The sequence below is a fragment of the Streptomyces sp. NBC_01176 genome (genome assembly GCF_045039825.1).
In the GTDB taxonomy this organism is placed as follows: Bacteria; Actinomycetota; Actinomycetes; order Streptomycetales; family Streptomycetaceae; genus Streptomyces.
On record NZ_CP108600.1, the window covers coordinates 5,079,781 to 5,106,375 of the forward strand.

23 protein-coding genes and 1 tRNA gene are annotated in these 26,595 nt (G+C 71.6%); 8 read left to right on the top strand and 16 right to left on the bottom strand.

Annotated features, from left to right (window positions below; translation table 11 throughout):
* Positions 1-16: 16 nt before the first annotated feature.
* Genes OG199_RS21870 through OG199_RS21880 form a run of 3 tightly spaced genes read right to left on the bottom strand, consistent with a single transcriptional unit; the run spans position 17 to position 3,515 of the window.
* Entirely contained in the window at positions 17-919 is a 903-nt protein-coding gene (locus OG199_RS21870) for a metal-dependent hydrolase (RefSeq protein ID WP_405830885.1), read from the bottom strand.
* The gene (locus OG199_RS21875; RefSeq protein WP_405830887.1) at positions 916-2,676 is read right to left on the bottom strand and encodes an SDR family oxidoreductase; all 1,761 of its coding nucleotides are present in this window, start codon (positions 2,674-2,676) and stop codon (positions 916-918) included. The genes OG199_RS21870 and OG199_RS21875 overlap by 4 nt, the downstream gene beginning before the upstream one ends.
* Complete coding sequence (locus tag OG199_RS21880; RefSeq protein ID WP_356798069.1) at positions 2,673-3,515, bottom strand: M24 family metallopeptidase; 843 nt, start codon at positions 3,513-3,515, stop codon at positions 2,673-2,675. The genes OG199_RS21875 and OG199_RS21880 overlap by 4 nt, the downstream gene beginning before the upstream one ends.
* A gap of 258 nt (positions 3,516-3,773) precedes the next feature.
* Between OG199_RS21880 and OG199_RS21885 the strand changes: the two genes are divergently transcribed.
* From OG199_RS21885 to OG199_RS21910, 6 genes are all read left to right on the top strand, one after another.
* Entirely contained in the window at positions 3,774-4,748 is a 975-nt protein-coding gene (locus tag OG199_RS21885; protein ID WP_356798141.1) for an ABC transporter ATP-binding protein, read from the top strand.
* Positions 4,738-5,643, top strand: coding sequence for an ABC transporter permease (locus tag OG199_RS21890; RefSeq protein ID WP_405830889.1), 906 nt, complete (start codon positions 4,738-4,740; stop codon positions 5,641-5,643). Before OG199_RS21885 ends, OG199_RS21890 begins: the two co-directional genes overlap by 11 nt.
* Complete coding sequence (locus OG199_RS21895) at positions 5,640-6,551, top strand: ABC transporter ATP-binding protein (protein WP_168528977.1); 912 nt, start codon at positions 5,640-5,642, stop codon at positions 6,549-6,551. Before OG199_RS21890 ends, OG199_RS21895 begins: the two co-directional genes overlap by 4 nt.
* A 10-nt stretch (positions 6,552-6,561) precedes the next feature.
* Positions 6,562-7,281, top strand: coding sequence for an ABC transporter permease subunit (locus OG199_RS21900; protein WP_356798065.1), 720 nt, complete (start codon positions 6,562-6,564; stop codon positions 7,279-7,281).
* A 103-nt stretch (positions 7,282-7,384) separates the two neighbouring features.
* Complete coding sequence (locus tag OG199_RS21905; protein ID WP_401807471.1) at positions 7,385-7,663, top strand: hypothetical protein; 279 nt, start codon at positions 7,385-7,387, stop codon at positions 7,661-7,663.
* A gap of 304 nt (positions 7,664-7,967) precedes the next feature.
* Positions 7,968-8,055: transfer RNA gene (locus tag OG199_RS21910), tRNA-Ser, on the top strand.
* Positions 8,056-8,134: 79 nt separating this feature from the next.
* Here OG199_RS21910 and OG199_RS21915 read toward each other — a convergent pair.
* The 9 genes from OG199_RS21915 to OG199_RS21955 form a co-directional block, all read right to left on the bottom strand.
* Positions 8,135-8,968: an HAD family hydrolase gene (locus OG199_RS21915; RefSeq protein ID WP_401807474.1), complete on the bottom strand. Its 834-nt coding sequence runs from the start codon at positions 8,966-8,968 to the stop codon at positions 8,135-8,137.
* On the bottom strand, positions 8,965-10,242 hold the full coding sequence (serS, locus tag OG199_RS21920; RefSeq protein WP_356798059.1) for a serine--tRNA ligase: 1,278 nt from the start codon (positions 10,240-10,242) through the stop codon (positions 8,965-8,967). Before serS ends, OG199_RS21915 begins: the two co-directional genes overlap by 4 nt.
* Positions 10,243-10,815: 573 nt before the next feature.
* Positions 10,816-11,748, bottom strand: a complete 933-nt coding sequence (pheA, locus tag OG199_RS21925) for a prephenate dehydratase (RefSeq protein ID WP_266700227.1) — start codon at positions 11,746-11,748, stop codon at positions 10,816-10,818.
* 68 nt (positions 11,749-11,816) lie between these two features.
* Positions 11,817-13,127: an iron uptake transporter deferrochelatase/peroxidase subunit gene (gene efeB / locus OG199_RS21930; RefSeq protein WP_356798057.1), complete on the bottom strand. Its 1,311-nt coding sequence runs from the start codon at positions 13,125-13,127 to the stop codon at positions 11,817-11,819.
* A gap of 8 nt (positions 13,128-13,135) precedes the next feature.
* On the bottom strand, positions 13,136-15,160 hold the full coding sequence (locus OG199_RS21935; RefSeq protein ID WP_405834633.1) for a copper resistance CopC/CopD family protein: 2,025 nt from the start codon (positions 15,158-15,160) through the stop codon (positions 13,136-13,138).
* An 88-nt stretch (positions 15,161-15,248) separates the two neighbouring features.
* The gene (locus tag OG199_RS21940; protein ID WP_405830892.1) at positions 15,249-15,719 is read right to left on the bottom strand and encodes a copper chaperone PCu(A)C; all 471 of its coding nucleotides are present in this window, start codon (positions 15,717-15,719) and stop codon (positions 15,249-15,251) included.
* Complete coding sequence (locus OG199_RS21945; RefSeq protein ID WP_356798053.1) at positions 15,716-16,369, bottom strand: SCO family protein; 654 nt, start codon at positions 16,367-16,369, stop codon at positions 15,716-15,718. Before OG199_RS21945 ends, OG199_RS21940 begins: the two co-directional genes overlap by 4 nt.
* Positions 16,370-16,474: 105 nt before the next feature.
* The gene (locus tag OG199_RS21950) at positions 16,475-17,206 is read right to left on the bottom strand and encodes a YcnI family protein (RefSeq protein ID WP_405830894.1); all 732 of its coding nucleotides are present in this window, start codon (positions 17,204-17,206) and stop codon (positions 16,475-16,477) included.
* A gap of 146 nt (positions 17,207-17,352) precedes the next feature.
* Positions 17,353-18,216 carry a hypothetical protein gene (locus OG199_RS21955; protein WP_405830896.1) on the bottom strand — a complete coding sequence of 288 codons (864 nt, stop codon included), beginning with the start codon at positions 18,214-18,216 and terminating at the stop codon, positions 17,353-17,355.
* 253 nt (positions 18,217-18,469) lie between these two features.
* Between OG199_RS21955 and OG199_RS21960 the strand changes: the two genes are divergently transcribed.
* Positions 18,470-18,928 (top strand): ATP-binding protein, encoded by a 459-nt coding sequence (locus tag OG199_RS21960; RefSeq protein ID WP_356798047.1) that lies wholly within the window; start codon positions 18,470-18,472, stop codon positions 18,926-18,928.
* On the opposite strand, the gene OG199_RS21965 is transcribed toward OG199_RS21960, so the two are convergent.
* The 4 genes from OG199_RS21965 to OG199_RS21980 form a co-directional block, all read right to left on the bottom strand.
* Entirely contained in the window at positions 18,891-20,189 is a 1,299-nt protein-coding gene (locus OG199_RS21965) for an MFS transporter (protein ID WP_405830897.1), read from the bottom strand. The two genes, OG199_RS21960 and OG199_RS21965, sit on opposite strands and share 38 nt — an antisense overlap.
* Positions 20,190-20,308: 119 nt before the next feature.
* Positions 20,309-21,682 (bottom strand): PLP-dependent aminotransferase family protein, encoded by a 1,374-nt coding sequence (locus OG199_RS21970; RefSeq protein WP_405830899.1) that lies wholly within the window; start codon positions 21,680-21,682, stop codon positions 20,309-20,311.
* A gap of 209 nt (positions 21,683-21,891) precedes the next feature.
* Positions 21,892-23,379, bottom strand: a complete 1,488-nt coding sequence (locus tag OG199_RS21975; protein ID WP_401807491.1) for an aminopeptidase P family protein — start codon at positions 23,377-23,379, stop codon at positions 21,892-21,894.
* A 442-nt stretch (positions 23,380-23,821) separates the two neighbouring features.
* A complete protein-coding gene (locus OG199_RS21980; RefSeq protein ID WP_356798041.1) occupies positions 23,822-25,393 on the bottom strand; it encodes a PP2C family protein-serine/threonine phosphatase in 1,572 nt (523 codons plus the stop codon).
* A gap of 482 nt (positions 25,394-25,875) precedes the next feature.
* Here OG199_RS21980 and OG199_RS21985 point away from each other — a divergent pair, with 482 nt between their 5' ends.
* Positions 25,876-26,541 (top strand): bifunctional DNA primase/polymerase, encoded by a 666-nt coding sequence (locus OG199_RS21985; protein ID WP_329322343.1) that lies wholly within the window; start codon positions 25,876-25,878, stop codon positions 26,539-26,541.
* Positions 26,542-26,595: the final 54 nt, after the last annotated feature.

The window sequence follows — 26,595 nt, forward strand, 5'->3', positions numbered from 1 at the left end:
CCGGCCTCCCGGGCCGTTACGAGACGGCGGCCCGTCCGGTCGCCCCCGCCGCCGTCCGTGCCGCGGGCGACTGCGCCAGATACTCGACGGCCCTGCGCAGCGAACCCTCCTGCGAGGGATGGTACGACCGCCGCAGATAGCGGGGCACGGCCGCGCCGAGCTCCTTCCAGGTGGGCAACAGGCCCTTGCGGACCGCCCTGTTGTGGGCCCCGAGCGAATACCGCGCCCGTCCGGCGAGCTGCGGGTCGTGCCGCAGGAGATAAGCGGCGCCCCATGCCCAGAGGTAGAGCATCATCGGCGCCGTGACCGCCATGCCCGCGATCCGGCGGGCATACCGGGGCAGGCCCTCGCCGCCGCAGTGCTGGTACATGTCGAAGGCGACCGCGCGGTGCTCCACCTCCTCCGCGCCGTGCCAGCGCAGCAGGTCGAGCATGACCTCGTCGGACCCGGCACGGTCCAGGCCGTCGGCGGCCAGCACCCAGTCACCGAGCACCGCCGTGAACTGCTCGATCGCGGCGACCACCGACAGCCGCAGGCGCAGCCACTCCCGGTCCGGCAGCGGCACCCCCAGAGGCGGGCGCTCACCGAGCACCTTCTCGAAGAGGAAGTCGACGTGCCGGGTGAAGTCCCCCGTGTCGAGACGCTGGGCCGCCAGGTGGTCGAGGACGTACGCGTGCTGCACGCTGTGCGTCGCCTCCTGGCCCATGAACCCCTTCACGTCGCGCAGGAGTTCGGGGTCCCCGATCAACGGCAGCCCCTCCTTGAGGACCTTCACGAACCACCGCTCCCCTGCCGGCAGCAGCAGGTGCAGCACGTTGATGACGTGGGTGGCGGTCGGCTCGTCCGGTATCCAGTGCAGCGGGGTCCGCTCCCAGTCGAAGGAGACCCGGCGCGGGGTGATCGGGTGCTGCTCGCTCACAGCGGCGGCTCCATGCGGGCGACCGCGCGCAGCGCCCTCGGCGTGAACCGCGCCATCAGGCGGGCGCCGCGCGCCTCCGCGGTGACGGGAACGACCGCCTGGTTGCGGACCACCGCGCGCAGGATCGCGTCGGCCACCTTCTCCGGCGGGTAGTTGCGCAGTCCGTAGAGCCGCGCCGCCCGCTTCTGCCGGCGTTTCTCCTCGGCGGCGTCGACCCCGGCGAAGTGCGCGGTCGAGGTGATGTTCGTGTTGACGAAGCCCGGGCAGATCGCGGAGACCCCGATGCCCTGGCCGGCCAGCTCCGCGCGCAGGCACTCGCTGAGCATGAGGACGGCCGCCTTGGAGGTGCTGTAGGCGGGCAGTGTCCTCGAGGGCTGGTACGCCGCCGCCGACGCGGTGTTGACGATGTGACCGCCCTGGCCGCGCTCGGTCATCTGCTTCCCGAAGAGCCGGCAGCCGTGGATGACACCCCACAGGTTGGCGTCGAGGACCTTCTTCCAGTCCTCCGGGGTCGTGTCGAAGAAGGACCCCGACAGTCCGATCCCGGCGTTGTTCACCAATACGTCCACCACGCCGTACTCGCCGGCGACCTTCTCGGCGAGCTTCTCCATGGCCTGCTCGTCCGAGACGTCGACCGTCTCGGCCCAGGCGTCCGGGGAGCCGATCAGCCGGGACATCTCGGCCGTGCGCGCGGCGCCCTCGGCGTCCCGGTCGACGGCCACCACGCGTGCCCCGGCCTCGGCGAACGCGAACGCGGTGGCCCGGCCGATGCCGCTGCCCGCACCGGTGACCAGCACCAGCTGTCCGCCGAAGCGCTCCGCGTACCTGCCGGTGGCCACGGTGTCCCGCACGGGCACACCGTCCTCGTTGGTGTGCACGAACTCCGTGATCCAGGCGGCCACCTGGTCGGGCCGGGTGCGCGGAATCCAGTGCTTGGCCGGAAGCGTGCGGCGCACCAGCTCCGGGGCCCACCGCTCCAGGTCGTCGTAGAGCCGCTCGGAGAGGAACGCGTCCCCCAGCGGCGTGATGAGCTGCACCGGCACATGCGCGTACGCGTCCGGGCGCGGCCGGCTCAGCCGGGCCCGGACGTTGTCGCGGTACAGCCAGGCGCCGTGCGCCGCGTCCGTCGGCAGCGACGCGGTCGGGTAGCCGCCCAGGGGCACCTGCTCGACCCGCCGCAGGATCTTCGGCCACTGCCTGCCGAGGGGTCCGCGCCAGGCGAGCTCGGGCAACGCGGGGGTGTGCAGCAGATACACGTACCAGGACTTGGCGCCTTGGCCGAGGAGTTGGCCCACCCTGCGTGGAGTGGGGCGCTCGACCCGCCGCTTGATCCAGTGCCCGAAGTGGTCCAGGGACGGCCCGGACATCGAGGTGAAGGAGGCGATCCGGCCCTCCGTGCGCGCGACCGTGACGAACTCCCAGGACTGCACCGAACCCCAGTCGTGGCCCACCAGGTGCACCGGCCGGTCCGGGCTGACCGCGTCCACGACCGCCAGGAAGTCGTCCGTCAGCTTCTCCAGGGTGAACCCGCCCCGCAGCGGCCGCGGGGCCGTCGACGCGCCGTGTCCACGGACGTCGTACAGCACGACGTGGAAGCGCTCGGCGAGACGCGACGCGACCTCGGACCACACCTCCTTGGAGTCCGGATAGCCGTGCACGAGCACCACCGTGGGCTGTGCCGGGTCGCCCAGCTCGGCGACGCACAGCTCGATCCCGCCCGTCCGCACCCGGCGCTCGCGCGCTCCTTCGAGACTCACTTCTCCTCCGCCCAGCGCCGCACGTGCGGCAGATCGTCGTCCAGCCAGAAGGCGCTCTGCTCCGGATCCCTGGAATCGGTGACGACCAGGATCTCCTCGAACTTCGCACCCGTACCCCGGAATCCGAGGTGCGGTTCGACCGCCCACAGCCCCGGCCGGGGCGGATGGTCGGAGAACCGGTACGGCGACCACAGCGGTGACCAGCCGTCGCGGTGTCCGTGGAGCGCGTCGGCCGCGAGCCCCTTCAGGGACCGCGCGCCGAATCCGAACAGACGCGGCGACCAGGGGCGCTCCTTCACCCGGTCGACCTTGTGCGCGATCACCCCGAACGGGTAGGCGCGGTGCCGGTTCGCGTAGCCCTGGCGGACCATGAGCCGGTCCACGTCCTCGTAGATCTCGCGCAGCGGTCTGCGGTCGCGGACCTCGCGCAGGATCAGCTCGCGGTGTGCCTCCAGGTCGGCGAGCAGCCTGTCCTGCAGGGGGTTGAGGCCCAGCGAGCCGGAGTATCCGACGTCCGCCGTGAAACCCCCGTGGACCGGGGCCAGATCGAGGATGAAGGGCATCCCCGGCTCCAGACGCCGGTCGGTGGGGAAGAACTGCAGCGGGACGCGGAAGTTCACGAACGCCGTGCGGTCCCCGAACCAGGCGAAGGGCAGGTGGAACCAGTCACGCACTCCGCGCTCGCGCAGCCAGTCGCGCTGCATACGCGCCGCCTCGCGCTCGGTCACGCCCGGCCTCAGCTGCGCGGCGACCGCTTCCGCGCAGTCGTACGCGAGACGCTGGACCTCCCGGAACCCCCGCAGCTCCGCCGAGAGTCCGCCCGCCACTGCCGTCGTCATGCCACCGTCCCACCTTGTCCCCATCCACTGCGGTACGTGCCCGTAACGTGACACTGGCGAATGTGACAGTTGTCAGAGGCTGCGTCAATGGGGCCGTTCGACGCCTGTGGACGACCGGCCGGATGGGGAGAGACACCCCACCGGTTGTTCGACCTCAGGGGGACCCCTACGGGCACGTACGACCCGAGAGGGACGCGGATACACCTCCACGGGTTGACGACCCCTGTGGTGTGCGCCACTACCTTCGTCAACGTGACTGTGATCGCGACCGAAAGCCTGAGCAAGCGGTACCCACGGGTGACCGCTCTTGACCGGCTCTCCGTGGACGTCGGACCCGGTGTGACCGGACTCGTCGGAGCCAACGGAGCCGGCAAGTCCACACTGATCAAGATCCTGCTGGGTCTGTCCCCCGCCACGGAGGGCCGCGCACGGGTGCTCGGCCTGGACGTCGCCACCGAGGGCGGCGCCATCCGCGAGCGGGTCGGGTACATGCCGGAGCACGACTGCCTGCCCCCCGACGTCTCGGCCACCGAGTTCGTCGTGCACATGGCGCGCATGTCCGGGCTCCCGCCCGCCGCCGCCCGCGAACGCACCGCGGACACCCTGCGCCACGTCGGCCTCTACGAGGAGCGCTACCGCCCCATCGGCGGCTACTCGACGGGCATGAAGCAGCGGGTCAAGCTCGCGCAGGCCCTCGTCCACGACCCCCAGCTGGTCTTCCTCGACGAGCCGACCAACGGCCTCGACCCGGTCGGCCGCGACGAGATGCTCGGCCTGATCCGCCGTATCCACACCGACTTCGGGATCTCGGTCCTGGTCACCTCCCACCTGCTGGGCGAGCTGGAGCGGACCTGCGACCACGTCGTGGTCGTCGACGGCGGCAAGCTGCTGCGGTCCAGCTCCACCACTGACTTCACCCAGAACACGACGACCCTCGCCATCGAGGTCACCGACACCGACGAGCACCCGGACGGCACCCGCGCGGTGCGCGACGTGCTCCGGGCGCGCGGAGTGGAGACGCACGACGGCAGCGGGCTGCCGGGCGCGGGACACGTCCTGCTGCTGACCGCCGAGGGGGAGGACACCTACGACCTCGTCCGCGACGTCGTCGCCGACCTCGGACTCGGCCTGGTCCGCATGGAACAGCGCAGGCACCACATCGCCGAGGTCTTCAAGGACAGCGACACGGAACGCGACGAGCAGCGGAAGGAGGCGGTCGGCCATGGCGGTTGAGCAGCCCCTCGCCCAGAACGGCGAGCAGACCCGGATCCACAACATCGGCTACCGCCACTACGACGGCCCCCGTCTGGGCCGCGCGTACGCCCGCCGCTCCCTGTACTCGCAGTCGCTGCGCGGCTCCTACGGACTCGGCCGCTCGGTCAAGTCCAAGGTGCTGCCGATGCTGCTCTTCGTGGTGATGTGCGTGCCCGCACTCATCATGGTGGCGGTCGCGGTCGCCACCAAGGCGAAGGACCTGCCCGTCGACTACACCCGGTACGCGATCATCATGCAGGCCGTCATCGGCCTGTACGTCGCCTCCCAGGGACCGCAGTCCGTCTCGCGGGACCTGCGCTTCAAGACCGTCCCGCTGTACTTCTCGCGTCCCATCGAGACCGTCGACTACGTACGCGCCAAGTACGCGGCGCTGGCCTCGGCGCTGTTCGTGCTCACCGCCGCACCCCTGATCGTGCTCTACGTAGGGGCCCTGCTGGCGAAGCTCGACTTCGCCGACCAGTCCAAGGGCTTCGGACAGGGACTCGTCTCGGTGGCACTGCTGTCGCTGCTCTTCGCCGGCATCGGCCTGGTCATCTCGGCGATCACCCCGCGCCGCGGCTTCGGCATCGCGGCCGTCATCGCCGCACTGACCATCTCCTACGGGGCGGTCTCCACCGTCCAGGCGATCGCCTTCAACCAGTCCAGCACGGGAGCGGTCCCGTGGCTCGGTCTCTTCTCACCGATCACCCTCATCGACGGTGTGCAGACGGCCTTCCTCGGCGCCACCTCCGCCTTCCCCGGCGGGGAGGGCCCCTCGTCCGGGCAGGGCGTCGTCTACCTCATCGTCATCCTGGGCCTCATCGCCGGCTGCTACGGCCTCCTGATGCGCCGCTACCGAAAGGTCGGGCTGTGACCACGCTCAACATCGACCACGTCTCCCGCTGGTTCGGCAACGTGGTGGCGGTCAACGACATCACGATGACGATCGGCCCCGGAGTCACCGGCCTGCTCGGCCCGAACGGCGCCGGGAAGTCCACCCTCATCAACATGATGGGCGGCTTCCTCGCCCCCTCCACGGGCACCGTCACCCTCGACGGCCGACAGGTCTGGCGCAACGAGGAGATCTACAAGCACATCGGTATCGTCCCCGAGCGCGAGGCGATGTACGACTTCCTCACCGGCCGCGAGTTCGTCGTCGCCAACGCCGAACTGCACGGACTCGGCGCGAAGGCCGCCCAACGGGCCCTCGCCACGGTCGAGATGGAGTACGCGCAGGACCGCAAGATCTCGACGTACTCCAAGGGCATGCGGCAGCGCGTGAAGATGGCCTCCGCGCTCGTCCACGAACCGTCCCTGCTGCTGCTCGACGAACCCTTCAACGGCATGGACCCACGCCAGCGCATGCAGCTCATGGACCTGCTGCGCCGCATGGGCGACGAGGGCCGCACGGTGCTGTTCTCGTCCCACATCCTCGAGGAGGTCGAGCAGCTCGCCGCCCACATCGAGGTGATCGTCGCCGGCCGGCACGCGGCGAGCGGCGACTTCCGGCGCATCCGCCGGCTGATGACCGACCGCCCGCACCGCTACCTCGTCCGCTCCAGCGACGACCGGACGCTGGCCGCCGCGCTGATCGCGGACCCGTCGACATCGGGCATCGAGGTGGACCTCGCCGAGGGCGCGCTGCGTGTCCAGGCGGTCGACTTCGGCCGGTTCACCACCCTGCTGCCGCGCGTCGCACGCGAACACGGCATCCGACTGCTCACGGTCTCGCCGTCCGACGAGTCCCTCGAGTCCGTCTTCTCGTATCTCGTCGCGGCGTAGGAGGCCGAACATGTACGACCCCACAGTCGCCCGACTCACCTATCGGGGCCTGCTCGGCCGCCGCCGGGCCCTCATCCTCTGCGTGCTGCCCGTCCTGCTCATCGTGATCGCCGTGGCCGTACGCGGCTTCTCCGGAGCCGACGACCAGGTGGCCTCGGACCTGCTCGGCGGGTTCGCGCTCGCCACCATGGTCCCGATCATCGGTGTCATCGCGGGAACGGGCGCGATCGGGCCCGAGATCGATGACGGCTCGGTGGTGTATCTGCTGGCCAAGCCCCTCAAGCGGCCGACGATCATCTTCACCAAGCTGATCGTCGCGGTCGCCGTCACCATGGCGTTCTCGGCGGTCCCGACCTTCATCGCCGGCATGATCCTGAACGGCAACGGCCAGCAGATCGCCGTCGCCTACACCGTGGCCGCGCTGGTCGCCTCGATCGCGTACGCGGCACTCTTCCTGCTGCTGGGAACGGTGACCCGGCACGCGGTCGTCTTCGGCCTCGTCTACGCGCTGGTCTGGGAGGCCCTCTTCGGGTCGCTGGTGTCCGGCGCGCGCACGCTCAGCGTCCAGCAGTGGGCGCTCGCGGTGGCCCACAAGGTCACCGGCGGGGACCTCGTCACCTCGGACGTGGGACTCCCGACGGCGACGGTGCTGCTGGTCGCCGTCACCGTCCTCGCCACCTGGTACGCCGGACAGCGGCTGCGGTCGCTGACGCTGGCCGGCGAGGAGTGAGCCGGGGCTCCACGCACGCGTGGAGCCCCGTTTTCTTGACATCCGCTTCACATCTGTCCGGTCACACTGGACAAAAGGGGACGCGCGGCGAGGAGGAACGGGGATGGCGGAACCGCAGGGTGAGGGACAGCGGGGCGAGGGACAGCAGGGTGAGGGGCGGCGGGGCGAAGGACAGCGGGGGCCGGGGGACCTCTGGGACGACGTCGTACTCGACGAGGACTTCATACGGTCCGCGGAGACGGCCGAGCCGTCCGCCCGCTCCCGTATGCTCGCCGCCCGCTGGCGCGAAGGGGGACCGGATCCACAGCCCTGGCGCTCCGACGAGCCGCCCGCGGGCTGGTTCTTCAGCAAGGCCCGCCGACGCAGGTGGCGCCGCAAGTAGCCACGACTTCCGCACGCGGCCTTCGACCGCTGCCGCGCGGCCCCCGCGCGGCAGTCGCGGACTTAATCAGTGGCGCCCAAAGCGGCGTACGGGCACAGTAGTTGTGTCCACGTCGCCGCATCCGGCCGGCGCCGCATTCTGGGAGAGGAGCGCGACGATGTTCATCAGGATCAGTTCGTCGAGCTCCCGACAGGGCAGCCCGCGGCGGGTTCCGGAGTAGTCACCTCTCCGTCGAACCCGCTCCGCACGGGGGGCTGCCCGGGGCGGCCGCTTCGAGCGCGCATCTCGCGCGGGCCGCCCACCCGGAGGATTGGCCGAGTGGAAAGGCACCGGCTTGCTAAGCCGTGGTCGGGGCTGGAAACCCCGCGCGCGTTCGATCCGCGCATCCTCCGCGACACCATGACACCATGACCGGGCTCGCGAACCGCGGGCCCGGGCCGACCGGGACCGGCAGTTCCCGGCCCGGACCGGCTAGCCCAGCAACCGTTCCAGTACCACCGCGATGCCGTCCTCGTCGTTCGAGGACGTCACCTCGTCGGCGACCGCCTTGAGTTCCTCGTGGGCGTCCGCCATCGCCACCCCGCGCGCCGCCCAGGCGAACATCGGGATGTCGTTGGGCATGTCGCCGAAGGCGATGGTGTCCGCGGCCCGCGCGCCGAGGCGGCGGGCGGCGAGGGACAGCCCCGTGGCCTTGGACAGGCCGAGGGGGAGAAGCTCCACGATGCCCGCGCCCGCCATCGTGACGCCGACCAGACCACCGGCGACCTGTGTGGCCACCGTCGCGAGCGCGTCGTCCGAGAGCGTCGGGTGCTGGACGTACACCTTGTTCAGTGGTGCCGACCAGAGGTCCGCCGCGTCCTTGAGCGGCACGACCGGGAGCGGGCCGTCCTGCGTCCGGTAGCCGGGGCCGACCAGTACCTCACCGTCGAGCCCGTCACGACTCGCCGCGAGCAGCAGCGGGCCGACCTCCGCCTCGATCTTGGCGAGCGCCAGACCGGCCAGCTGCCGGTCGAGCGTCACCGAGGTGAGCAGCCGGTGCTCGCCGGCGTGGTAGACCTGCCCTCCCTGACCGCACACCGCGAGCCCTTCGTAGCCGAGGTCGTCGAGGATGTGCCGGGTCCAGGGCACCGCGCGCCCCGTGACGACGATGTGGGCCGCGCCCGCCGCGGTGGCGGCGGCGAGCGCCTCACGCGTCCGCGCCGAGACCGTCCCGTCGGAGCGCAGCAGCGTCCCGTCGAGGTCGGTCGCGACGAGCTTGTAGGGGAACGCCCCGGCCGACGCGGCCGGTCCAGTGGTGCCGGTCACTTGGAGATCGGCTCCAGGACCTCACGGCCGCCCAGGTAGGGGCGCAGCACCTCGGGCACCCGCACGGAGCCGTCGGACAGCTGGTGGTTCTCCAGGATCGCCACGATCGTGCGCGGTACGGCGCACAGGGTGCCGTTCAGCGTGGAGAGCGGCTGCACCTTCTTGCCGTCGCGCATGCGTACGGACAGCCGGCGGGCCTGGAAGCCGTCGCAGTTCGAGGCCGAGGTCAGCTCGCGGTACTTGCCCTGGGTCGGGATCCACGCCTCGCAGTCGAACTTGCGGGAGGCGGAGGAGCCGAGGTCGCCGGAGGCCACGTCGATCACCTGGAAGGGCAGTTCGAGGCCGGTCAGCCACTGCTTCTCCCACTCCAGGAGCCGCTGGTGCTCGTTCTCCGCGTCCTCGGGGGCCACGTACGAGAACATCTCGACCTTGTCGAACTGGTGCACGCGGAAGATGCCGCGGGTGTCCTTGCCGTAGGTGCCGGCCTCGCGGCGGAAGCACGGCGAGAAGCCGGCGTAGCGCATGGGCAGTTGGTCGGCGTCGAGGATCTCGTCCATGTGGTACGCCGCGAGCGGGACCTCGGAGGTGCCGACCAGGTAGTAGTCGTCCTTCTCCAGGTGGTACACGTTCTCCGCGGCCTGGCCGAGGAAGCCGGTGCCCTCCATGGCGCGCGGGCGGACCAGCGCCGGGGTCAGCATCGGGATGAAGCCGGCCTCGGTGGCCTGTGCGATCGCCGCGTTGACGAGGGCGAGCTCCAGGAGGGCGCCGACGCCCGTCAGGTAGTAGAAGCGCGAGCCGGACACCTTGGCGCCCCGCTCCACGTCGATGGCGCCGAGCGCCTCGCCGAGCTCCAGGTGGTCCTTGGGCTCGAAGCCCTCGGCGCCGAAGTCGCGGATCGTGCCGTGCGTCTCGAGGACGACGAAGTCCTCCTCGCCGCCGACCGGGACGTCCGGGTGGACCAGGTTGCCGAGCTGGAGGAGGAGCCGCTTGGTCTCCTCGTCCGTCTCGTGCTGCTCGGCGTCGGCGGCCTTGACGGCTGCGGCGAGTTCGCCGGCCTTCTTCAGGAGCTCGGCCTTCTCGTCGCCGGAGGCCTTGGGGATCAGCTTGCCGAGCGCCTTCTGCTCGGAACGGAGTTCGTCGAAGCGGACGCCGGACGACCTGCGCCGCTCGTCGGCGGAGAGGAGGGAGTCGACGAGTGCGACGTCCTCTCCACGGGCGCGCTGCGACGCACGCACACGGTCGGGGTCCTCACGGAGCAGGCGAAGGTCAATCACCCCACAAGGTTACCGGTGCGCGCTTCCGGCCATCGACTCGATATTCCACTCCGTCACGTGTGTCACGTTATGAGTGAAATGCCAGATCGAATCCCTTGATCATCCATAGCCGTCAATAAAAGGGACTCCACTCCCTGAAACGGGGCAGAGGGCGGCGCGCCGGTTGACCGGACTCCCTTGCGGCGACCGGGATTTGAGACGGGGTTGTCCACAGGCATCCGCCCCCCGTGAAGTTATCCACAGGCTGTGTGGAAGATCTGTGGACTGCGGAGTGGATCATTCCGAAAGCCGCATGCCGGGCGGAGAATTCCCCGGTCAAACCACCCCTACACCCACGTTCGAGTGGAAATGCTTCGCTCCAAAGGATTGATCAAGGGAAAAGAGTGGACGAGGGGTGACGTGAGGGTCTGTGGACGAAGTGGGGGCCTGTAGACCGATTTGTCGACGATGTAGTGCTTCGTTGTCGACTTGTCCCCAGGTCGAGAAGCACGCCTGTGGATAACATCTGTGGATGACGAAAATCTGCAGGTAGGACTGGCGAGGACGGGCCCGGTGGACGGCTCGGCGAGCGGCTTAGAACCGGCCGTCCTGGCAGCGCGCCAGCCAGTCCGACGCCGCGGAGAACTCGCTGTCCGACGTGCCGGCCCGGGGCGCGCGCACATCCTTGGGGTCGACTTCCGCACGCGGGTACGAACCGAGGAAACGTACCTCCGGGCAGACCCGCTTGAGCCCCATGAGCGCCTCGCCCACGCGGCGGTCCGAGATGTGCCCCTCGGCGTCGATGGCGAAGCAGTAGTTGCCGATGCCCTCCCCGGTCGGCCGGGACTGCAGCAGCATCAGGTTGACCCCGCGCACCGCGAACTCCTGGAGCAGTTCGAGGAGGGCACCCGGGTGGTCGTCGCGCTGCCAGATGACCACGGACGTCTTGTCCGCTCCGGTCGGCGCCGCGGGCCGGGCGGGCCGGCCCACCAGCACGAAGCGCGTCTGCGCGTTCTCCGCGTCGTGGATCTCGGTCTCCAGTGCCTCGAGGCCGTACTTGGCCGCCGCGAACTCGCCCGCGAAGGCGGCGTCGTAACGGCCCTCCTGCACGAGACGGGCGCCGTCCGCGTTGGAGGCCGCGGACTCCCAGAGGACGTCCGGCAGGTTGTTCCTCAGCCAGTTCCGCACCTGCGGCTGTGCGGCGGGGTGCGCGGTCACCGTCTTGATCTCCGACAGCTTGGTGCCGGGCCTGACCAGCAGGGCGAAGGTGATCGACAGCAGCACCTCGCGGTAGATCATCAGCGGTCTGCCCGCGACCAGCTCGTCGAGGGTCGTGGTGATGCCGCCCTCCACCGAGTTCTCGATCGGGACGAAGGCGGCCTCCGCCTCGCCGTTGCGCACCGCGTCCAGCGCGGCGGGGACCGACACCATCGGGACGAGTTCGCGGGTGGCGGTCTCCGGGAGAGTGCGCAGGGCGACTTCGGTGAAGGTGCCTTCAGGACCGAGATACGCATAGCTGGCTGGCATGTCCTCACCCTAATGGGCCTTGTGCGACCCGGCTCGCGGCTGCGGAAACAGCACCCGAAGGGGGGCCCTCAGCCCTCCAGCAGCCGCTGCCCCACGTACTCCCCCGGTGCCGCCCCGCCCGGCACCGCGAACAGTCCGCTCGCCTCGTGGCGGATGAACGCGGACAGGGCGTCGCCCCGGTCGAGCTTGCGCTGCACCGGGACGAAGCCGCGCAGCGGATCGGCCTGCCAGCAGACGAACAGCAGGCCCGCGTCGGGCACACCGTCCGGGTCGAAGCCGTCGTGGAAGGAGAACGGGCGGCGCAGCAGCGCGGCGCCCCCGTTCTGGTCGGGCCGGGTGATGCGGGCGTGCGCGTTGATCGGGACGACCAGGTCGCCGGCGGCGTCGGTCTTGTCGAGGTCCATCGCGGTGGTCTCGGAGCCCCCGGACAACGGCGCGCCGGTCGCCTTCTTCCGTCCGATGACGTCCTCCTGCGCTCCGACCGAGAGCTTCTCCCAGTCGTCGAGGAGCATGCGGATCCGGCGTACGACGGCGTACGAGCCGTCGGCCATCCACGCCGGGTCGCCGGAGGCGGGCACGAAGACGCGCTGGTCGAAGTCGGGCTCGGACGGTTTCGGATTGCGCGTGCCGTCGATCTGGCCCATCAGGTTGCGGGCCGTCATGGGTCGGGAGGTGGCTCCGGGTGAGCGGTTGAAGCCGTTCATCTGCCAGCGCACCCGGGCCGCGCCACCCGCGTCCTTCTGAACCGCGCGCAGGGCGTGGAAGGCGACCAGCGCGTCGTCCGCGCCGATCTGCACCCACAGGTCGCCGTTGCTGCGCGTCTTGTCGAGGTGGTCGGAGGAGAAGTCGGGCAGCGGGTCGAGGGCGACCGGGCGCTGCTTCTCCAGGCCCGTGCGCGCGAAGAAGCTGTGGCCGAAGCCGAAGGTGACCGTCAGGGACGACGGGCCGGCGTCGCGGGCGACATCCGTGTCGTCGTGCGCCGCCGCCTCGCCCGCCATCAGCCGCCGGGCCGTCGTCGACCACCGGCGCAACAGCGCGGCGGCCTCCTTGCGGCCCGTGCCCGGGGCCAGGTCGAAGGCGACGAGATGGCCGCGGGCCTGCAGCGGGGTGGTGATGCCGGGCTGATGTTTCCCGTGAAACATCACCGTGTCCGCGCCCAGCGAGGTCAGGGGCGCGGACCGGTCGGCCGCGGGCGCCACCGCATATCCGGCGGCGCCGCCGGCCGCGCCCAGCGCGAGACCGCCGGCGCCGGCGGTGCCGAGCAGCCGGCGCCGGGAAAAGGCGCCCTTTCCCCCTTGGAGAGGGGACCGGGGGGACTCCTCAGTGTCCTGCCGAGCGGCGGTGCCCCCCTTGGCAGAGGCCTTGGACTGGTCAGCCATGGTGTGGTTCAGCCGATCTTCGCGTTCTTGTTCACGGTCGCCTGGTCGATGTCGGAGGTGCGCACGGTCACCGCGATCTTCCAGTCGCCCGCCATGGGGATCTGCACACCGATCGCCGACCAGTGGCCGGTGGCGATGCGGTCGGGGGTCACGGGCAGCGGGCCGATCTTCTTCGCCTCCAGGGTGAAGGCGACCTTGACCTCGGGGACGTCGAACGCCTTGCCGTTCGGCCGCACCACGAAGATGTGCATCTCGTTGCCGCCGACGCGGGCCGGGTCGAGGGTGACCTCGACGGTGCCCTTGCCGTCCTCGCCGCCGGTGTCGAACGGGATCTTCAGGGAGAGCGGCCCGGACCGCTGGGAGGCGGCCGCGGTGGCCCCCTTGGCCTCCTCCTCCGTACGTCCGGGCTCGGTGGACGTCAGCACGGTCGTCACCGCCAGCAGGACGATCGCGACGCCCGCCTCGGCCAGCACCGAGCGGCGCAGACCCGTACGGACCGGGTCGGCGTCGCGGACGCGCTTCTGTCGCGTGGCGGTCACGGCGGCCCGCTGCCGGGCCAGTTGGGCGGCGCGGCGCGCGTCCCCGAAGCCGGCGGCCACCGTGGCGGGCTCCTTCTCGGCCGCGCGCTGTTCCACCAGCCGGGCCACCCCGGTCGGCGCCTCGGACAGCTGTGCCGTCCAGCGGCGCGAGATCCAGGCGATGCCGACGAGCACCGCAACCAGGGCGATCTTGACGAGCAGCAGCTGTCCGTACGAGGTGCCGGTGAGCGCCGACCAGGATCCGACCTGGCGCCACGACTGGTAGATGCCGGTCGCGGCCAGCACGGTCACGCCGCCGAACGCCACGCGGGAGAAGCGCCGTACGGCCGCCGCCTCGATCTGTTCCCCGGCGGGCGCCCTGAACAGGGCCACGAGCAGGGTCGACAGCCCGCCGAGCCAGACGGCGACCGCCAGCAGGTGCAGGACGTCGACGGGCATCGCGAGGCCCGCCTGGATGCCGGTCGAGGCGTGCTCGGCCATCGCCCAGCTCGCGGCCAGGCCCGCCGCGACGACGGTGCCGCCGATCGCGAGCCCGAAGGTGAGGTCCCTCTTGTCGGTGTCCGAGGCATGCTCGCCGAGGCCGGCACCCGCGGAGCGACCCGCACCGTCGACGCGATCGCCGGTGCCGGTCCCCGCGCCGCCGTCCGCGCTGCCGCCGCCGGAGACCCGGGCCGCGTCGGCCGTGTCATCCGTGGCGTCCTGGGCGGTGCCTCCGTCGGTGCCGTCGGCCTCGTCCCGCCGCGCGTACGCGCCGAAGAGCACTGCGATGAACAGCGCCGCCGCGGCGAGCAGCAGCAGTCGGGAGACCAGCGCCGCGCCCGACTTGGTCTGCAGCACCTGGGCGAGCAGCGACAGGTCGAAGATGTCGCCGATCCTGCCGGAGCCGACGTAGGAGCCGCGCAGGAGCAGCAGCGCGAGTGTGGCACCGGTCAGCGCGAGCCACCCGGAGACCACGAGCCGCTGGACCGCCCGGACCCCTGCGCCGCGCTGCCAGCAGGCGAGCACGAAGGCCGCGCCGCCGACCAGGAGGATGAAACCGGCGTACGAGACGTAGCGCCCGATGCCGTAGAGCGTTCCGACGACCCCGCCGCCGACCGCCGTGTCGGACAGCGCCACGGAGGTCCGCGAGGGCGCGCCGATGGAGAAGGTGAACGCGCCCGACACGGGATGGCTGTCGGCCGAGACCACCTGGTAGGTGACGGTGAACGTGCCGTCGGGCAGCCCCGAGTGCAGCTTCACGCCGTACGTGGTGCCGCCCGTCTCGAACGCCTTGCCGGTGTCGACGCGCTTGCCCTTGGGGTCGAGTACGCGCACGGCGCCGTCCGACATCGCCACCTTCTCGGAGAAGGTGAGCGACACCTGGTCGGGTGCCTGGGTGACCACCGCTCCCTGCTGCGGGTTGCTCCCGGTCAGCGCGGCGTGCGCGGAGACCGGGGCGGCGCCGGCGAGGACCGCGCCGGTGACGGCGAGGAACAGCAGCAGCAGTGTCCGTATCCGGAAAACGGCGCTGGTGGCGCCACGGACCGAGCCACGGACGACGGCACGGCGGGGAACGGTGGTCTGCGTCACGGTGATCCCTCCCTCAGTGCCCGGTCTTCGGGTTGTACGTCGCGGACTTCACCGGCATGGAGACCTTCACCGTGCCGGTCCTGGCGAAGTGGAGCGTCAGCGACACCTTCTCGCCCTCCCGGGGTCTGTGGGTGAGCTTTTCGAACATGAGGTGGTTGCCGCCGCTCGTGAAGGCGAGCGTGCCGTCCGCGGGTATGGCGAACGACTTCTCTTCCTCCATCGCGCCGTCCTTGGTGGAGTGCAGCGTGACATCGGCGGAGAGGTCGCTGGTGACCGAGGTGAGCGTGTCGGTGCCGCCGGAGTTGGTGACGGTGAAGAACCCGGCCGCCATGGTGTCCGTCACGGGGGCGGGCATGTAGACACCGGTGATCTTCAGTTCGGGCCTGGAGGACGTGGAGGACGTGGAGTCGTCCGAGCCGCAGCCCGCGAGCGCCAGCGCCAGTGCCGCGACCGTCACCGCCGCGGCTCCCACGCGGCGCCTCACGGGTTCTCCCCCTTGATCAGCTTGGGGAGGTCCTTGGTGTAGTCGTCGACGGTGGCGGCCTCGCTGTACAGCACATAGCCACCGTCGGTCTTCGGTGAGAACGCGATGACCTGGGTGCCGTGCACGGAGACGAGCTTGCCGTTCTTGTCCTTCGTGGTCGGCTCGATGGAGATGTGGAGGGTCCGGGCACCGGCCTGGACGGTGGCGAAGTCGCCGGTCAGGCCGATGAAGGCCGGGTCGATTCCCTTGAGCCACTTGCCGAGCGCGGCGGGGGTGTCGCGTCCCGGGTCGGTGGTGACGAACACGACGCGGAGCTCGTCCTGCTCGGCCTTGGGCAGCTGCTTCTTGGCGACGGCGAGGTTGCTCATCGTCGTGGGGCAGACGTCGGGGCAGTGGGTGTAGCCGAAGTAGATCAGCGTCGGGCGGCCTTTGGTCTCCGCGAGGAGGTCGTACTTCTTGCCGTGTGTGTCGGTGAGGACGAGATCCGGCTTCTCGAACGGCTGGTCGAGGACCGTCGCGGCCCGGCCCGAGTCGGCCTCGGCGGACACGTCGGCGATCGGCTTGTTGCCGTCGTCACCGCTGCCGCAGGCGGAAAGGCTCAGTGCGGCGGCGGCGAACAGGGCGGCGGCGGCATACGTCTTCTTGCGCATAGAAAAATGTCCCAGATGTGAGGGCTCCGGTGTGCACCGGGGTCGTACGACGCCGTGACGGGGGCGTACGACCTGCCGGTGCACAACGGAGAGGTGCGGTGGGCCTCAGGCGCCGACGCGCCGGCGGCCGGCCAGAACGCCGTACGCGACGCCCGCCGCTCCGACGACGATGCCCACGATGCCCAGGACGCGGGCCGTGGTGTCCGTGTCGGAGGACGAGGAGGCGGAGGCGGTGTCCTTGGCGGCCGGGGTGGAGGTGTCGGAGGCGTCCTCGGCGGCGGAACCGTGGTGGCCGTCCCCCGACGCGGCGGAGAGCGCGAGGACCGGAGCCGGGTTCTCGGGCTCCTCCGCACCCTCCTTCTGCGGCTCGATCCAGCGCACGACCTCCTTGTTGTCGTACGTCTGGATCGCCTTGAAGACCAACTCGTCGGCGTCCTCGGGCAGCTGGCCGACGGAGAGCGGGAACTTCTGGAAGAAGCCCGGCTCGATGCCCTTGCCGGTCGCGGTCCAGGTCACCTTGGAGACGGCCTCGGAGATCTGCTCGCCGTGCACCGTGAGCGGCTTGGCCAGCTTGCTCCTGGTGACCTTCACGGACCAGCCTTCGAGGGGCTGCGGCATGACCGACGCGAGCGGGTGGTCGGTGGGGAGGTTCACCTCGACCTTGGTGGTCGCGGAGTCGTCACGTTCGTTGGGGACCTTGAAGTCGACGACGGCGTACTCGCCCTTGGCGGCCACGCCTTCCGGCTGCACGCTGACGTGCGCGAAGGCGGGGACGGACAGGGTGAGAACGGCCGAGGCGGCGACGGCACCGGCGGCGGCGATACGGGAAGCCTTCATGGAAGAGGACACTCCACTTTCAGTCCGATGAGGAAGGGGTGTGCGTGCCGACAGCCGCGGAGCGGCGCCCCGTGCGAGGCGTCGTCGGGCACGCGCGCGTGCCGCACGGCGGCGGCCCCTTCGTGATCGTGAAGTGGTGCGCCGTGTCAGGCAGCGAGGACGAGAGCGGTGGAGCGTGGCGGTCCGCGCCGGACGACGGAGTGCTGAAGAGCGGTGGTGCGCGGCTTCGGCGCGGCGCGTGGTGCGGTGCGCGGCGTGCGCGGTGCCGCGCCCGAAGTCCCCGGGAGTCCCGCCCGCAGGGCGCGTACGAGCGCGAGAGCCGCGCGCAGGGACCGTACGAGCGCGCCTTCCGCCACCCCGTGCGCGGACAGCCGCATGAGCCGTAGCAGCGCCATGTCACCGTGGCGCAGGACCCATCCGGCGGCGACGGCCGCGAGGAGGTGGCCGAGCAGCATCGGCAGCGAGGGCAGCAACCCCATCGAGGAGCCCGCGGCCGACGACATCGCGTCCGCGGGGTGGTGCATCGACGTGGACGACATCGACGACATCGACGACATGGGCGACATGGGCATGGACTGTGTCATGTCCGGGTCGAGCCCCGCGTCGGCCAGGATCTTCTGGGCCTGTGCGGGACTGATCGCCGCGGCGGTCGTGCCGCACACGATGCGGGCGGCGCGCTGCACGAGCGACGCGTCGGCCGTCGGCATGGAGCCGGAGCCCATTGCCATGGAGCCGGACACGCCGAGTCCGAAGAGCGTGTGCAGCACGGTCTGCCCCACGGCGAGCACCGCCGCGATGCCCGGAAGCGTCCGCTCGCGTCCCGCGAGCGGGGCCGCGACGGCGAAGACGGCGAGGAAGCCCGCGCCCAGGGTCCACAGCGGGACGGTCGCGCAGGAGGCGATCCCATGACCGGCCGCGGCCAGCACGACGCAGACCGCGGCGAACACCGCGGCCCGCAGAATCCGGAGCTCTTGTCCGGAGCGCGCCCTGCGTGGGTGGGGGGCAGTCATGGCGGCCCCATCATCGCACTGGGCGCTCCCGTGTCCCACGGCAGGTCCGCAAGGTGACGTCGCGCGAGGTACGGACGGGAAACGCGAGGTACGGACGGGAAAGTGGCCATCTGGGCGAAACCGGCCACGCATACACCCTCCCTGACGCGCACGCATCCGCCGTATGGGCGGCATCACGTCATCCGGGCGATTGCGCACGGGTACTCGCGGTAATACGTAACGGTATGTCGAGCCGCGGCCTGGAGGCTGGAGCATGAGCATCTGGTGGTCACTCCATCTGCGGCGCGAGGCTGCGAGCGTTCCGCTCGCCAGACGGCTGCTGCTCGGCACGATGGAGACGGCGGGCGTCGACCCCGACATCTCGTACGACCTCTCCGTCGCGCTCACGGAGGCCTGCGCCAATGCCGTCGAGCACGGCGGCGACACCGCGCACGGCGCGGCCACCGGGGCCTACCGGGTGACCGCCTACCTCGACGGCGAGAAGTGCCGTATCGAAGTCGCCGACTCCGGCCCGGGATTCCCCTCGGGACGTGCCCGCCCCCCGCTCCGCCCGGCGCGCGCCGACGCCGAGCACGGCCGGGGGCTGTGTCTGATCCAGGAGCTCGCCGACCACGTCCGGTTCGACAACGAGCCGGGCCGGGGCGGCGGTGCGGTGGTCACCTTCGACAAGATCCTCAAGTGGCGGAAAGACGCGCCTTTGATGGCCGTCTGACCGGGCGGTTCTCCGCGACGTCGGCTGTCCCGGAGCCCTCCGCGCAGCCGCGTCCCGGGTCCCCGGCCGCTGTACGCGTGGCGGCCCACCGCGCCGCCGGCCCCGTCCCGTACGACGCGCCCAGCATCAGGACCCCGAGCAGCAGCCACCCCGGCGTTCCCCAGCCCACCAGCAGGGCCGTCAGGACCAGCGGGCCCATGGTGCGGGCCACCGTGACGCCGGTGCCGAAGAATCCCTGGTACTCGCCCACGCGGTCGGCCGGGGCGAGGCCGAGCCCCAACTGCCAGGAGCCCGCCGACTGCTGCATCTCGGCGACGACCTGGAGCAGCGCGCCCGCCACCAGGATCCCGGCGGCGATCCACGGCGGGGTGCCGGACGACAGGGCGAACACCGCGCAGGACGCGAGCATGACGAGCCCCGAGCGGCGGATCGCGCGCGTGGCCGAGGCGAGGCCCGTGACACCGCGGGCCATCCGCACCTGGAAGACCATCACCACAACGGTGTTGAGGACGAACAGCGCGGAGACCAGCCAGGCGGGCGCCGAGGTCCGCTCCGTGATCCACAACGGGACGCCGAGGCTGAGCAGCGGCATCCGCAGCAGCAGCACGGTGTTCAGCAGGGTGACGAGGACGTAGGGGCGGTCGCGCAGGACGCCGGTCCCGTGCCGTCGTGTCACGCCGGCCGCCGGCGGGGACGGCAGTCGCAGCAGCAGTGCCGCGCAGAGCAGGAAGCTCACCGCGTCCAGCGCGAACACCCCGAGATACGCGGCCCGTGTCCCGGCGTGCAGGGCGAGTCCGCCGAGGCCCGCGCCCACGGCCAGACCGGCGTTGAGCGTCGACTGGAGGTGCGCGAGCAGTCCGGTCCGCTCCCCGGCGGGGACCAGACCGGCGAGCAGCGCCTGCCGCGCCGCCGCCAGCCCCGACTGCGCGGCGGCGTACGCGCACGCCGCCGCGACGAAGGGTACGAAGCCGCGTACGACGAGGAACGAGGCCACCGCGAGCCCGGTCGCGAGCGCCAGCAGCACCGCCGTGCCGCGCGGCCCGCGCCGGTCGGCGAGGCGCCCCAGCGGCACGCCCACCAGGGAGCCGACCGCCCAGGCGACGGTCAGTCCGAGTCCCACGCGCGCGGGGGCGAGGCCGACGACGCGCGTGAAGTAGAGCGCCGAGGTCACGTAATAGGCGCCGTCACCGACGGAGTTGGCCAACTGCGCCAGGGCGAGGACGCGCCGGGGGCCCGCGGGCGGGACGAGGGGGTTCGTCATGACAACGACCCTAGGAGCGCGGTGGACCCCTGGGCAGAACCAATCACGGCACCGATTCCTGGCCCAATCGGTCCCCCTCGCGGCCCTCGCCGGAGGGGGGTCGCCCCCTCCGCCGCCGCTCAAGTCCCCTCCAGCACCCGCCCCAGCACCTCCAGCGCCTCCGGGTACGCCCGCTCCCGTGGCGTCCCGTACCCCACGACCAGCCCCTGCGGCCGATCCACCCCGGGCGTGTGCCAGTGGTCCCCGAGCCGCCCGACCGCGAGCCCCAGCGCCTGCGCCCGCGCCACCGTCTCCGCCTCGTCGGCGACCTCCACCAGCGCGTGCAGCCCGGCCGCGATCCCGCGCACGCTCCGGGATGCTCCGAGCCGGTCCAGGAGCTGGTCCCTGCGCCGCCGGTAGCGGAGGCGGCAGGCGCGCACATGGCGGTCGTACGCGTGGCCGGTGATCATCTCGGCCAGCGCCAACTGGCCGATGACCTCGGTGTGATGGTCAGTGTGCAGCTTCGCGTCCGTCACCGCGTCGACCAGGTGCGGCGGCAGTACCATCCAGCCGAGCCGCAGCGCGGGGCCGAGCGTCTTGGAGGCCGTGCCGAGATACGCGACGTGTCCCGGCGCCATCCCCTGGAGGGCGCCGACGGGCTGCCGGTCGTAGCGGAACTCCCCGTCGTAGTCGTCCTCGACGATCAGCGCGCCGTGTGCGCGGGCCCAGTCGGTGAGTGCGCGCCGGCGCCGCGGATGCAGCGTGACCCCGGTCGGATACTGGTGCGCGGGCGTGACGACCGCCGCACGGGCTCCGCCGTCCGCCAACTCCGCGGCGCGGGCGCCCCGTTCGTCGACCGGCAGCGGAACCACCGTCCCGCCGCCCCGCCGCACCACGTCCCGGTGGAAGGGCAGCCCGGGGTCCTCCATCGCGACCACTCCGCCGCCCAGCACGCGGGTGAGGAGGGCGAGCCCCTGCACGTACCCCGAAGTGATCACGATCCGCTCCGGCGGCGCGATCACACCCCGGGCCCGCCCCAGATAGCCGGACAGCGCCGTGCGCAGTTCGATCCGGCCGCGCGGATCCCCGTAGCCGTACGCCGAGGAGGGCGCCGTCGCGACCGCGCGGCGCAGCGCCCGCAGCCAGGCCGCGGCCGGGAACGAGCCGACGTCCGGGCTGCCCGGCCGCAGATCGAGTCGCGGGGGACGCGCGCGTGCCGCTCCCTCGGGTGCCTCCAGGGAGGTGGCCGGCAACAGGGCCACCTCGGTGCCCGATCCCTGGCGCGCCGTCAGATACCCCTCGGCCACCAGCTGGTCGTACGCGGCCTTCGCGGTGCCGCGTGAGACGCCCAGTTCCGCCGCCAGCCGCCGGGTCGCGGGCAGCCGGGTACCCGGAGCGAGCCGTCCCTCGCGCACCGCGTCCCGCAGCGCGCGTTCGAGCCCCGCCCGGCGTCCCGCCGCCACGTCCGGCTCCAGGTGCAGATCCACACCGACACCGGACCAGAAGTCGTCCATGGAACCGCGCCCTCCCCCCGAGTACCGCGCCCGAAGGGAGCGCGGAAGCCGCCCGACCGCCAAGCGCCGACCACTGACCGCCGACTGTCGAGGCACGCTGCCGGCCGGTGAAGCCCGGGGCACCCTGCCAGGCCGGACAGGACGGGCCGCGCCGCCGCGAACCGAGAACGGCCGGGCACCCGTGGGGTACCCGGCCGTCCTGCTCAGGATCAGCCCTTCAGCGCGGCCATCCACGCCTCGACCTCGTCGGAGCGCCGCGGCAGCCCTTCCGACAGGTTCCGGTTGCCGTCCTCGGTGACCAGGATGTCGTCCTCGATGCGGACGCCGATGCCGCGGTACTCCTCGGGGACGGTCAGGTCGTCGGCCTGGAAGTACAGACCCGGCTCGACGGTCAGGCACATGCCCGGCTCCAGCGTGCCCTCCACGTACGTCTCGGTCCGCGCGGCCGCGCAGTCGTGGACGTCCATGCCGAGCATGTGACCCGTGCCGTGCAGGGTCCAGCGACGCTGCAGACCGAGTTCCAGGACGCGCTCGACCGGGCCCTCGACCAGGCCCCACTCGACGATCCTCTCGGCCAGCACACGCTGCGCCGCGTCGTGGAAGTCGCGGTACTTGGCGCCGGGCTGCACGGCCGCGATGCCGGCCTCCTGGGCCTCGTACACGGCGTCGTAGATCTTCTTCTGGATCTCGGTGTACGTGCCGTCGATCGGCAGCGTGCGCGTGACGTCGGCGGTGTAGAGGGTGTGCGTCTCGACGCCCGCGTCCAGCAGCAGCAGGTCGCCGGAGCGCACCGGTCCGTCGTTGCGCACCCAGTGCAGCGTGCAGGCGTGCGGCCCGGCGGCGCAGATGGAGCCGTAGCCGATGTCGTTGCCCTCGACGCGGGCGCGCAGGAAGAAGGTGCCCTCGATGTAGCGCTCGCTGGTCGCCTCGGCCCTGTCCAGGATCTTCACGACGTCCTCGAAGCCGCGCACCGTCGAGTCGACGGCCTTCTGCAGCTCGCCGGCCTCGAACTCGTCCTTGACCAGCCGTGCCTCGGAGAGGAAGACCCGCAGCTCCTCGTCGCGCTCGGCGGTGACCTTGTCGGTCAGGGCCGCCTCGATGCCGGCGTCGTGGCCGCGCACGACACGGACGGGACCGGTGGCCTCCTTCAGCGCCGCGGCCAGTTCGCGGACGTCCGACGCCGGGATGCCGTACAGCTGCTCGGCCTCGGTGAGGGAGTGGCGGCGGCCGACCCACAGTTCGCCCTGGCCGGACAGCCAGAACTCGCCGTTCTCCCGGTCGGAGCGCGGCAGCAGGTAGATCGTGGCCTTGTGGCCGTCCGACGTCGGCTCCATGACCAGGACGCCGTCCTCGGTCAGGTTGCCGGTCAGGTACGCGTACTCGACCGAGGCACGGAAGGGGTACTCCGTGTCGTTCGACCGGGTCTTCAGGTTGCCCGCGGGGACCACCAGCCGGTCGCCCGGGAAACGCGCGGAGAGTGCGGCGCGGCGGGCGGCGGTGTACTCGGCCTGCGCGATCGGCTCCAGGCCGCGCAGCTCGGTGTCGGCCCAGCCGGACTTCATGCTCTCGGCGAGCTCGTCGGACACGCCCGGGTACAGGCCGTTCTTGCGCTGCTTGATCGGCTCTTCTTCGACCGCTTCGTCAGCGGCTTCGTCGAGCACGGTTTCCGGGGTCTCCGGGTTGAGCGCCTCCGACACGGTCTGCCTCCTTGATACGACTCTGGACCGCCTCCATCGTACGGTCGTACGGGAACGTGCCCGGGGCCGGAAGGCCTTTACGCCCAGAGCTCACCGCGTGTGCGAGGGGACTCACCGCGCGTGCGAGACGACCCCACCGCGCGCACGCCGGAACGCACCGTGCGTGCGCCAGAGCTCACGGGGAGTGCTCCGGGGGACTCGCCGGGAGCGGCGGAGGAGGATCCACCGGGAGGAGCGAGGAGGGCTCGCCGAGGAGGCGCCGGGGTGCGCGGTCCGAGAACATCTGAGCCACCCGTCGCGAGGGCGCCGGAGCGCCCCGCGTGATGGCCCCGTCGCGGTTGTTCGGAGCGGCCCCACGCATCCGTCACTCGAAGCGATCACTTGCGGCGGCCCCACGCATCCGTCACTCGAAGCGATCACTTGCGGCGGCCCCACGTATCCGTCACTCGAAGCGGGCCGCCAGCAGCACCACGTCCTCGTCGCTGCCGCCTCCCGCCCAGGGTCTCGCCGTGCCGACCGGCACCCCGGACCCGGCGGAGCCGGTCCCGCACTCGTCCGGGAGCACGGTCCGCAGGACATGGTCGGCGATGGCGCCGGGATCCTCGCGCAGCGACCTCGGCACGCTCGCGGCCGCCGCGTGCAGCCGGGCGAAGGCACGGTCCATGGGGTCGCCGGTGCGGTGCAGCAGACCGTCGGTGTAGAGCAGCACGGTCTCACCGGCCTCGGCGGTCAGCTCGACGCTCGGCGCCTCCCAGCAGGCGAGCATCCCCAGGGGCGCGGACAGTGAGGTCTCCACGAACTCCGTGCGCCGGGCGCCGATGAGCAGCGGCGGGCTGTGACCGGCCCCGGCGAGGGTGATCCTGCGCAGCGCGGGCTCGCAGTAGGCGAAGAGGGCGGTCGCGGAACGGGCGGGCTCCGTCAGCCGCAGCAGCAGTTCGAGGTCGGACAGGACCGCGACCGGGTCCTCGCCCTCCATCACGGCGTACGCCCGCAGGGACGCCCGCAGCCGGCCCATCGCGGCGATCGCGCTGGGTCCCGACCCGGTGACGGATCCGACCGAGAGGCCGAGCGCGGCGTCGGGCAGCGGCAGCGCGTCGTACCAGTCTCCGCCACCGCGCGGACCCGTGCGATGGCGGGCGGCCAGCTGGATGCCGGGGACCCGGGGCAGCCGTGGGGGGAGCAGCTCCTCGGAGACGGTCGCCAGGCACGCGCGCGTGCGCTCCAGTTCCACCAGCCGTGCCAGGTGCTCGGTCGCGTACCGGACGTAGAGGCCGACGAGGTGGCGCCGGCGCTCCACCGGTTCGGCGGGCTCGTCGTAGAGCCATACGGCCGCGCCCAGCCGGCCCGCCGCCCGGGTGGACAGGGGCAGCGTGTAACTCGCGGCGTAGCCGAGCCGGGCGGCCACCTCGCGGTGGCGGGGGTCGAGGCCGTCCTCGGAGAGCAGGTCGGGCTGAGCGATCTCGGCGTCGCCGCCGGGCAGGCCGTCCAGAATCCTGCCGTACGACATGGAGCTGCGCGGAACGGTCTCGATGTGGCCGAGATCGGCGCGGCCCAGACCCAGGCCGACGGTGGTGTCCGGGCCGAGTCCGTCGCCCGGCTCCAGGACGACGAGACCGCGCCGCGCGCCCACGAGGGAGGCTCCGGCGCGCAGCAGTTCGTGCAGGGCGTCGCTCAGCGCCGCGGTGCGCGCCAGGCGCTCGGTGAGTTCGTGGAGCGTCGTGAGATCGGAGACCCAGCCGGCGAGCCGGTCCTGGAGGACGAGGCCGGGGCCGGTGGCCGGAGCCGCCGGAGTGGCCGAAGTGGCGCCCGGGGCGGAGGATGTAGGCGCGACAGTGTGTGCGGGAGCGGGAACCGTTGAATCGATTCCGGCCACTTTCGGAAGGTGAGGGGCGTTCATGGCGTCCGGCTTTCCGACCTGTGCGTATTGCTCAATAGCATCGCAAACCCCCATGTCGTTCTGCGCCGCTGGCAGTGTCTCCACATGTACACGCACTCGTGAGGGGATGTCCAGCATTGTCCTGCTGGGATTCCTGGTGTCCAGGAGACCCTCGGTAACCCTTGCGGGAAAGCAAAGTTGGCTTAAAACTGACTCGGGTAACACGTTATTGAGGTCGACTGGCCTCGTTCGACGGAGCGTCACAGCGGTCGTGGTGGGTACGTACTCGGTGAAGGCCAGGGGCGGTTGGGATCCGCTCGGAACCTGGAATCGGACCCGGGCGTCTTAACTACCGATGACCGTGCCCCATCCTCCCGTGGCGGAGGCGGCAAGCAATACGCGGGACAGCAAAGCGCCAGGCGCCGCCACCCCACGCCATGCCCGTGCTTCAGACAGACGCAGTATGGACGCGGACGCAGCCAATGCTCGGCCCAGAGGGGTTCCCCTTGCCGTGTGCAGGGGTGTGATGCGCCAGCAGGTACGCACAGTGAAGTGATCGACACATGACGTGATGTGATCCACGGTGTTGCCAGGCGTGCAACGGAAAGGAACGAGCGCTCATGCGCGAGATCCTCGGAAGGCGACGCAGGCTCCTGTCCAGGCGGAACAACGGGAGGCCTGAGATGCTCAGCGCGGCCCTGACCTTCGCGGCCGATTGGCGCTGGCCCGTACTCCCGGGTGTGGCACCGGATCCGCAGGGGCGTGCCCGCTGCGGCTGTCCGGACCCGGAGTGCACGGTGCCCGGCGCCCACCCCTTCGACCCCGGCCTCCTCGCGGCCACCGCCGACGAGCGCATGGTGCGCTGGTGGTGGACCAACCGGCCGTCGGCACCCATCGTGCTGGCCACCGGCGGCAGGGCCCCCTGCGCGGTGAGCCTGCCCGCCCCCGCGGCGGCCCGCGCGCTCGACGCGCTCGACCGCAAGGGCATGCGCCTCGGCCCGGTCGTCGCGGCCCCCACGCGGTGGGCGATCCTCGTCGCGCCGTACTCCATGGAGCAGCTCGGTGAGCTGCTCTACGCCAAGGACTTCGTACCGGGTTCCCTGCGCTTCCACGGCGAGGGCGGTTACATCGCGCTGCCCCCGTCCGAGACCGGCCAGGGCCGGATCCGCTGGGAGCGGGCACCGCTGCCCGGCTCGGCCGCGCCCTGGGTGCCCGGTGTGGAGGCCGTGGTGGACGCCGTGGTGGAGGCGCTCACTCGTACGGGTGTGAGCGCGCCCGAGTTGTAGGGCGCTCCGGCGCGCGGCGAGCCGCGCGCCCGCCCGGGCTCGTTATCTTCCGCG